The sequence below is a fragment of the Rhizobium sp. P1_E1 genome (genome assembly GCF_056406015.1).
This window is the reverse complement of record NZ_JBFUAY010000144.1, coordinates 2,501-12,003: the sequence shown is the minus strand read 5'-3', so window position 1 is coordinate 12,003 and position 9,503 is coordinate 2,501. Positions and strand designations below refer to the sequence as shown.

At 56.1% G+C, this 9,503-nt stretch carries 5 protein-coding genes, 1 tRNA gene and 2 rRNA genes; 2 read left to right on the top strand and 6 right to left on the bottom strand.

Going from position 1 to position 9,503, the window contains the following annotated elements; genetic code table 11:
- Positions 1-26 precede the first annotated feature (26 nt).
- The 3 genes from AC1D1Z_RS28460 to AC1D1Z_RS28450 all read right to left on the bottom strand — a co-directional run bounded on the left by AC1D1Z_RS28460 (position 27) and on the right by AC1D1Z_RS28450 (position 3,021).
- A complete protein-coding gene (locus tag AC1D1Z_RS28460) occupies positions 27-809 on the bottom strand; it encodes a FadR/GntR family transcriptional regulator (RefSeq protein WP_028733233.1) in 783 nt (260 codons plus the stop codon).
- Positions 810-1,005: 196 nt separating this feature from the next.
- Complete coding sequence (locus AC1D1Z_RS28455) at positions 1,006-1,992, bottom strand: substrate-binding domain-containing protein (protein ID WP_018243384.1); 987 nt, start codon at positions 1,990-1,992, stop codon at positions 1,006-1,008.
- 48 nt (positions 1,993-2,040) lie between these two features.
- Positions 2,041-3,021 (bottom strand): NAD-dependent epimerase/dehydratase family protein, encoded by a 981-nt coding sequence (locus AC1D1Z_RS28450; RefSeq protein WP_130652974.1) that lies wholly within the window; start codon positions 3,019-3,021, stop codon positions 2,041-2,043.
- Between the two features lie 259 nt (positions 3,022-3,280).
- Between AC1D1Z_RS28450 and AC1D1Z_RS28445 the strand changes: the two genes are divergently transcribed.
- Positions 3,281-4,021: an ATP-binding cassette domain-containing protein gene (locus AC1D1Z_RS28445; RefSeq protein WP_477852282.1), complete on the top strand. Its 741-nt coding sequence runs from the start codon at positions 3,281-3,283 to the stop codon at positions 4,019-4,021.
- Between the two features lie 40 nt (positions 4,022-4,061).
- Positions 4,062-5,060, top strand: coding sequence for an ABC transporter permease (locus tag AC1D1Z_RS28440; protein WP_018446950.1), 999 nt, complete (start codon positions 4,062-4,064; stop codon positions 5,058-5,060).
- 449 nt (positions 5,061-5,509) lie between these two features.
- Here the strand turns inward: AC1D1Z_RS28440 and AC1D1Z_RS28435 are convergent.
- The 3 genes from AC1D1Z_RS28435 to AC1D1Z_RS28425 form a co-directional block, all read right to left on the bottom strand.
- Positions 5,510-5,586 (bottom strand) — tRNA-Met (locus tag AC1D1Z_RS28435).
- Between the two features lie 248 nt (positions 5,587-5,834).
- A 5S ribosomal RNA gene (rrf, locus tag AC1D1Z_RS28430) occupies positions 5,835-5,949 on the bottom strand.
- 242 nt (positions 5,950-6,191) lie between these two features.
- Positions 6,192-9,006: ribosomal RNA gene (locus tag AC1D1Z_RS28425) — 23S ribosomal RNA — on the bottom strand.
- Positions 9,007-9,503: the final 497 nt, after the last annotated feature.

The following is a 9,503-nucleotide window of genomic DNA, read 5'->3' as shown; positions in this document are numbered from 1 at the left end:
GCCTGAGCCGGGCTGGATGCAGACTTCTATCGCGACCACCGTGCTATGATTTGATCGGTATTTGCCAGCACCTTGCGGACTGCGTTGCGCGCCATGTTCGGCCGCTGCAATCGGATGCTTTTCTCAATATTTTCATGAAGCTTCAGCGCATATCGCAAGTTGTCTTCCTCCCGCGTGACATGGGCGAAGAGGTGGTTCAGCGCCGATTCGATCAATACGCCGAGCGGCACCAGCAGATCATTTCCGGAGGCGCGCAGGATCGCGATGTGAAATCGCGCATCGGATTCCGTTCGCTGCTGGAGCGATGTCGCCCGATCCATGTCATGCAGGGCCTGGCTGATCGCATTCATCTGCTCTTCGGTTCGGCGTTCCGCAGCAAGCGCAGTCGCTTCCGGTTCGATCATATGCCTGAGTTCTTGCACGGCCCTCAGAAAGGATTCCCGATCGGGAGATGCGGCATACCAGCCCAAGACATCTCTATCCAGCAGGTTCCAACGTTCCTTGGGCTCCACCCAGCTGCCGATTTTCGGACGAGAGGAAAGCAGGCCCTTTGCCATCAACATCTTGATAGCTTCGCGAACCGCCGATCGGCTGACGTCAAAGACTTCCGACCATTTTGCTTCATTTGGCAGAATCGTGCCCGGCGGATAATCGCCACGCACGATTCGCAGACCGATCTCGCCCGCTAAGGACACATGCACACTCGCCCCAGTCATGCGGGGAGCATTTGGGCGCCTTGTGGTGGCCGAGCGGTCAACCGCCGCCACCTCGACCGGAGCCGTCGGCTTTCCCGATTTCTTGTCAGGCATTTATTTCTACTGCCTCAGCATTCTTTCGACTGTCTGCACGTATGATCAAAACAATCGTAATAACGAGGAAGTCGCCTGCGATTGACCCTGCGCAAAAAGCGCGGAATCCAAGGCACGTCAAGCCTGCGGATCTTTCGATCCGTCTCGTGCGGACAGTCGGCGGCACCCGTGAACCGAGTGCCGCCAAATTTTGAACCTACTTTTGAATGCAGGTATCGACTGTATCCTTCGTGCACTCATCGAGCCCGGTGAAGACTGGATCTTCGACCGGCTTGCCGGCAATCAGATCCATCATCACCGAAGGTGCCTTGTAGCCCATCTCGAATGGCCGCTGGCCGACGAGCGCAGTCACCAGACCTTCCTTCGCAATGGCAACCTCGTCGCCGATCGTGTCGGCCGCACCAATGACGAAATCATTGCTAGCGATCTTCTCGGCCATCGGTTTGAACAGGTCGCGATATGGTTGCGGCGCACCGAACAATGGCCAGCCACCCATAATACCGAATGCGTCCAAGTCGGGATTGGCCGCGAGAATATCGGTCATTGCCTGAACACCCGCGGCACCGTTGTCATTGGTGAACACCGGGCAGCCGGCAACCTCGGTCCAACCACCCTCGCCTTTCAGCGCGGTCAAGCCCTTCTGGCCAGTGAGCGTGTCGCGCATCCCTTGTGCGCGGCGTAGAATATTGTCTGCTCCCGGATTGCCTTCGATCGTGCAGATCTTACCGCCCTTCGGCTTGGCCTTCTTGATGTACTCCCCGATGCGGGCGCCCATCAGATAATTGTCGGTGCCAAGATAGGTCTTGCGCAAGGCTGCATCCTCGGCGGCAAGATCGGCATCGAGCGTCATCACCGGAACCGTTGGATTGGCGGTCTTGAGGGTTTGGGCGATGAGCTTCGCATTTGACGGCGATATTGCGATTGCAGCCGTGTCTGCCTTGCCCAACATATCCTGAACGATCTGCGCTTCGCCGGCTTCATCGGATGTCGATGCCGGGCCGGTGTAGAAGCACTCGTATTCCGCCGTGGGGTTCTCTTTGTTCCATTTCTGGCAACCTTGATTGATTGCTTCGAAGAACGGATTGTCGAGGCCCTTGACGACGATGACGAGTTGCTTCTTGGCCAAGGCCTGCCCGGCGGTGAGTGCTAAGACTGCGGCTGTAAGTAGTAATGCCTTCCTCATAGTTTCCTCCCTTGAAACAGACGGACACCGCGTGCCCGCCACACGAAATCAACCCGGATACCAGACGATGCGAGGCTCCTCCTTCGAACGCTCGTATTGCCAGGCTGAGTCGATAAGCATTTCGAGATCGTAGTTTGGCCGCCAATCCAGCCGGTATTTCGCTTTGCTGTTGTCCATCCAATTGGAATGGAAGCGGCTTGGTATGTCGATGGAGCCGAGATTGCGCGTGCGCAGGAGATAGGCGGCGACTTCAGCATAGTCGACTGGTCGATCCATGCAGATATTGAAGAGTTGCCGCTCTGCCCGGGGGTTATCGATCGCTGCCAGTATTGCCGAGACGAGGTCGTCGACATGCACGAAATTGCGTTTCAGCGGACGCCCGTCGGCATCGAGCAGCAGCGGCACCGTACCCATCGCTGCATAACGCCGCGCCGCGTCCTCCGGAACGAGCGTCTTCCAGTCTGGGCCGCCAAAGACGTCGTCTCCAAAAGAAAGCGAATACTTGAAATCGTCCTTCTCCATGATCCAGGGCGCGCGCAGACAACACCCATTGAGGCCGTACTGAATGCCAAACTGCTCCAGCATGACCTCTTCCAAGACTTTGGAGAGCGCATAGCTTCCCGGATAGGCACAATGGCGGGCGTTCTCGGTGATCGGGCCGTCGTGGCGATGGTGGAAATGTCCCACCCCCGCATCACCGCCGATCAGGATGAACTGGCGTGCCGTGACGCTCGTACGGAACTCCTCGAGCAGCCAAAAGAGACCTTTGACCGTGACATCCATGATGTCTTCAGGCGTTTCCTTGCATGTGGCGAGATGCACGACATGGGTAACCGCATCCAACGCCGCTGCCACGACATCGCGATCGGCGATCGAGCCCTGGATGACGTCGACACGGTCGGTCGCCTCGTACAAACGATTATGACAAAGCGCACGAACACGGGCTTTGGAAAATCTCGGATCGTCAAGCAGCCCAGCAATGAAGCGCCGCCCGACCTTGCCCGTCGCACCGGTAACAAGGATTAGCATGCTCTTTCTCCCCCATTGATAGCTAATATCCGGGCGCCACTCTCGTCAAATGATATTTGTCTGACAAAACAGATTTTTGCGACAATAAGGTCAATGGCCCGGACAATCAGTTGACGCTGTCGCAGGGTTTTGCGTAAATGCTCCCAATCGTTTTTCCTGGGAGGATATTGGAAAGGCGAACGCGCCGGAGCCTTGCGTCGAAGAGAAGCAGGGTTGGGAGCGATGGATAGCCCGCAGGTTTTGGGAGGCGCGGAGGCTAGTGGCGGTTCTTGAGCTCAGCAATATTTCCAAACATTTCGGTGCCATCCAGGCAGTCAACGATGTTTCGTTTTCGCTCGAAGCGGGGCAGGTTGTCGGCCTCATGGGCGACAACGGGGCTGGCAAGTCCACACTGGTGAAGATGATTGCCGGCAACTTTCGACCGAGCCATGGAACCATGCGGCTCGACGGCGCCGATCTCGTGCTTCATCAGCCGAAGGAAGCGCGCCAGCATGGCATTGAGATCGTTCATCAAGACTTGGCGCTCTGCAACAATCTGAYGGCGGCAGCCAACGTGTTCCTTGGCCGAGAATTGCGCCGCGGGGTATGGCCTCTTCGCATCCTCGACCACAAGAGCATGTACAAGCGCGCCAGCGAGATATTTCGCGAGCTCAAATCCGAGACGCGGGCCCGCGATCTCGTCAAGCAAATGTCCGGTGGCCAGCGGCAAGCGGTAGCGATCGGCCGCACGATGCTGTCTGAAGCGAAAATCGTATTGATGGACGAGCCGACAGCAGCCATTTCCGTGCGCCAGGTGGCTGAGGTTCTGAATCTGATCCGCCAATTGCGGGACCGGGGTATTGTAGTTGTCCTGATCAGCCACCGCATGCCCGACGTCTTTTCGGTCGCCGACCGCGTGATCGTGATGCGGCGAGGCAGAAAAGTAGCCGACAAGCAGATTGCGGCAAGTTCGCCGGAGGAAGTGACGGGACTGATCACCGGCGCCATCGAACAGGTGTGATCGATGCTATCCGTTGCAACAGGAAGGAAGAAGGTCGACGATGGCGATTACACTTGACCAGACGATCGGACAGAAGCAACGGAGCTGGCTTGCGACGATCATGGGCGGCCAGACATTCTGGGTGCTGATTGCCGTCATTCTCGCCTGCATTTTTCTGTCGATGGCGACGGACTCCTTTGCAACGGCGAAGAACATCTACAACATCACCCGCAACGTCACTTTCGTCGCCATTATCGCGCTAGGCATGACGCTGGTCATCATCACCGGCGGCATCGATTTGTCCGTTGGCTCCGTGCTTTGCCTGTGCAGCATGGTGCTGGCGGTCGTCATGCATGCGGGATACAGCATTGAAGTCGGCATCGCCGCCTCAATCGGTACTGCTCTTTTGGTCGGAGCTTTCAACGGTGCATTGATTGCCTATCTCGGCTTCCCACCTTTCGTGGTCACGCTCGGCATGTTGTCGATTGCGCGCAGCCTTGCGATGGTTGCGTCCAACAACACTGTCGTTTTCCAGTTCGGACCTGATCACGACAAGCTACTGGCGCTGGGTGGCGGCGCCTGGGTTTTCGGCATCGCCAATCCAGTGCTTTACATGGTCGTGCTGGCACTCATCACCGGTTTCGTGCTGCGCTGGACCAAGTTCGGCCGCTATGTCTTTGCCATCGGCGGCAATGAGCACGCCGCGACACTGACGGGCGTTCCCGTGCCGAGGATCAAGGTCATCGTCTATATGATTTCTGCCCTGTCCGCGGGGGTTGCCGGCATCATTCAAACCGGCTGGCTCGGCGCCGTCACCACAAACATCGGCGCCGGAATGGAACTTCAGGTCATTGCCGCCGCGGTTATCGGCGGCGCCAATCTGGCTGGCGGTGTCGGCACCGCCTTTGGAGCCCTGGTCGGCGCCGCACTTATCGAGGTCATCCGCAACAGTCTTGGCCTGCTCGGCATCAACGCATTCTGGCAAGGATGCTTTATCGGTGGGGCAATCGTGCTCGCCGTCCTCTTCGACAGACTTCGCAACTTGCGACAGGGCGAGTAGAAGAAGCAGGCCCTTGAGAGCACGCTGGTCTTGAGTTTTGAGTGAGTGACCGGATTTGTTAGATTGTCCCGAAGCGGGTCCTAGATGTACCGTAGACTAGACGCAAAAAAGCCCGCCGGAGTGGCGGGCATTTGTGTGTCAATGTTCGTATATTTGGGATTTGGTTGCGGGGGCAGGATTTGAACCGTCCTTCGGACCCTTCAGGTTATGAGCCTGCCGAGGCGAGGCGGATAAGCAATCGATCCAGTGAATCGATTGCCCGCCGAGCGGGCTGCTCCACGAGGAGCGTTTTGATTTTTGGAAGGAAAGGATTGGTTGCGGGGGCAGGATTTGAAGTTTCTGTCCCGCTGCGTCGGCTTCGCCTTCTTGGCGGGCCCCTGAGGAGGCGTTAAATCCTCGACCCGTTACSAGATACACAAAAGCCCGCACGAGGCGGGCCTTTGTGTATCTGGTTGCGGGGGCAGGATTTGAACCTGCGGCCTTCAGGTTATGAGCCTGACGAGCTACCGGGCTGCTCCACCCCGCGTTAWTGTATTCCGAGCTGTTTGAGCCCGGGAGCGCTGTCAGGCGTAGCCTGACGAGGTGAGGCCGTGAAGGAATCGATCSRGTGGATCGATTTCAGGCCGAACGGGCTGCTCCACCCCGCGCCATGCGCAAATCGCTGGGATTTGCTGGTGTATTATAACACGAAAGGCCGCTTTGTGAGCGGCCCTTTTGTTTCGGCTTTGGGCCGTTTGTTTAGTGATGAGAAGATTGATTAGTTGCGCTTTGCAGACCTGGCAGCGACCTACTCTCCCGCGTCTTAAGACGAAGTACCATGGGCGCAGGGGCGTTTCACGGCCGTGTTCGGAAAGGGAACGGGTGCAGCCACCCCGCCATAACCACCAGGTCGGCAAAGCGCAACTATATGTTTTGAGAAGCTGGCAGGCATTAGCCTGTTTTCTTTTTTTGAACACGTCTTTGGAACCTCTTCTGACTGCGGATGCTTGTGGCACCCATACAGGCCAGAGGCCGTCGCGCTTGGTAGCGCGGGCCGTCCGCAGCGCCATTGGCGCGTCAGGACAAAGGTCTTGCATCATCGATCCGGACGACCGCTTTGCGGTCGCCTTGAGATGAGCATAGTCAATGAGAACGATCAAGCCGATCGAGCTATTAGTACCGGTAAGCTTCATGCGTTGCCGCACTTCCACACCCGGCCTATCAACGTGGTCGTCTTCCACGGCTCTGATAGGGAATACTCGTTTTCAGGTGGGTTTCCCGCTTAGATGCCTTCAGCGGTTATCCCGTCCATATATAGCTACCCTGCTATGCCCTTGGCAGGACAACAGGTCCACCAGAGATATGTCCATCCCGGTCCTCTCGTACTAGGGACAGATCCTGTCAATATTCCTACACCCACGGCAGATAGGGACCGAACTGTCTCACGACGTTCTGAACCCAGCTCACGTACCGCTTTAATTGGCGAACAGCCAAACCCTTGGGACCTGCTCCAGCCCCAGGATGCGATGAGCCGACATCGAGGTGCCAAACAACCCCGTCGATATGGACTCTTGGGGGTCATCAGCCTGTTATCCCCGGCGTACCTTTTATCCGTTGAGCGATGGCCCTTCCACGCGGGACCACCGGATCACTATGACCGACTTTCGTCTCTGCTCGACTTGTCAGTCTCGCAGTCAGGCGGGCTTATGCCATTGCACTCGACGACCGATTTCCGACCGGTCTGAGCCCACCATCGCGCGCCTCCGTTACTCTTTCGGAGGCGACCGCCCCAGTCAAACTACCCACCATACACTGTCCCGGACCCGGATAACGGGCCGCGGTTAGACATCCATGACGATAAGGGTGGTATTTCAAGGATGGCTCCACGGAAACTGGCGTCCCCGCTTCAAAGCCTACCACCTATCCTACACATGCCGACACGAATGCCAGTGTAAAGCTATAGTAAAGGTGCACGGGGTCTTTCCGTCTGACCGCAGGAACCCCGCATCTTCACGGGGAATTCAATTTCACTGAGTCTATGTTGGAGACAGCGGGGAAGTCGTTACGCCATTCGTGCAGGTCGGAACTTACCCGACAAGGAATTTCGCTACCTTAGGACCGTTATAGTTACGGCCGCCGTTTACTGGGGCTTCGATTCAAAGCTTGCACCTCTCCTCTTAACCTTCCAGCACCGGGCAGGCGTCAGACCCTATACGTCGTCTTGCGACTTCGCAGAGCCCTGTGTTTTTGATAAACAGTCGCTACCCCCTGGTCTGTGCCACCCCATAATAGTTGCCTAGCATGGGGTCACGCTTCTTCCGAAGTTACGCGTGCAATTTGCCGAGTTCCTTCAACATAGTTCTCTCAAGCGCCTTGGTATACTCTACCTGACCACCTGTGTCGGTTTCGGGTACGGTCTATACGGTGGAGCTATTTCCTGGAACCGCTCCGCTGCCCATCCAATCCAATTAGAATGAACAACTTGTGCAATCCGTCACTACCACCAGGCCCACGAATATTAACGTGGTTCCCATCGACTACGCATTTCTGCCTCGCCTTAGGGGCCGGCTAACCCTGCTCAGATTAACTTTAAGCAGGAACCCTTGGTCTTTCGGCGAGAGGGTCTCTCACCCTCTTTATCGTTACTCATGTCAACATTCGCACTTCCGATACCTCCAGGAGCCCTCACGGGTCTCCCTTCATCAGCTTACGGAACGCTCCGCTACCACTTGCGATTGCTCGCAAATCCTCAGCTTCGGTGCATGGCTTCAGCCCCGTTACATTTTCGGCGCAAAGACCCTTATTTAGACCAGTGAGCTGTTACGCTTTCTTTAAATGATGGCTGCTTCTAAGCCAACATCCTGGTTGTTTTGGGATCCTCACATCCTTTCCCACTTAGCCATGACTTGGGGACCTTAGCTGGAGGTTAGGGTTGTTGCCCTTTTCACGACGGACGTTAGCACCCGCCGTGTGTCTGCCGAGTAGTACTCCCCGGTATTCGGAGTTTGGTTAGGATCAGTAAGACGGTGAGTCCCCATAGCCCATCCAGTGCTCTACCCCCGGGGGTATTCGCTCGACGCTCTACCTAAATAGATTTCGCGGAGAACCAGCTATTTCCGAGTTTGATTGGCCTTTCACCCCTAGCCACAAGTCATCCCAATCTATTGCAACAGATGCGGGTTCGGTCCTCCAGTTGGTGTTACCCAACCTTCAACCTGCTCATGGCTAGATCACTCGGTTTCGGGTCTAATGCAACAAACTAAATCGCCCTATTCAGACTCGCTTTCGCTTCGCCTACACCTACCGGCTTAAGCTTGCTTGTTACACTAAGTCGTTGACCCATTATACAAAAGGTACGCCGTCACCCTTGCGGGCTCCGACTGTTTGTAGGCATCCGGTTTCAGGTTCTATTTCACTCCCCTTGTCGGGGTGCTTTTCACCTTTCCCTCACGGTACTTGTTCGCTATCGGTCATGCACGAGTACTTAGGCTTGGAGAGTGGTCTCCCCATGTTCAGACAGGATTTCTCGTGTCCCGCCCTACTCTAGGACAATCATGATATCTACGCGTACGGGGCTGTCACCCACTACGGCCGCACTTTCCAGAGCGTTCCACTTTAATCACAATTGCCACTGGCCTGGTCCGCGTTCGCTCGCCACTACTTGCGGAGTCTCGGTTGATGTCCTTTCCTGCAGGTACTTAGATGTTTCAGTTCCCTGCGTTCGCTTCTTACACCCTATGTATTCAGGTGTAGATACCTTATCACAATGCTTGGAAACCACTCGGGTTGCCGGGCCAAAGGCCAGACAACCAGAATGATTTTCCAAGCATTTAAGGTGGGTTGCCCCATTCGGAGATCCATGGATCAAAGCTCATTCGCAGCTCCCCACGGCTTTTCGCAGCGTATCACGTCCTTCATCGCCTGTGCATGCCAAGGCATCCACCAAATGCCCTTACGACACTTAATCGTTCTCATTGCCAATGCTCATCGTCTTTGTTTGATTTGGCAGACCTTGTCCGCTTCGCTTTCGCCTCGCGGGGTGCCAAATCCGACCATCCGGACAACCTTGCGATTGCCGTGCAGTCGGGCCAAACATGCGTGATTACCTTTTACAATCACGCTTTCTAACAATGCCATTAACGTGTTCGACAGGTCTGCTTTATTGGAGCTACGCCGAGCAGCTCGCTTGCAGCCTGTCTTAAGACCAGCTTCTCGAGATTGGATCCGATACCGCGCGGTCAGGCAACGGTAATCCGATCGTCCGTCAGACGCTGCCCAAAGGCAACGAACAACACGCGATAAACCGCTACGCGGTTTACGCTGACGATCCAGAGCGACAAGCTTCCTACCTACCTCCAATTCCTCCACCACATCCGGCCGGCTAGGCCATCCATGGTTTCACAGGAACTGGGCTCGGACATCATGGGCAAAACCCACAACACCTGGAAGCCTCCAGATCAATCT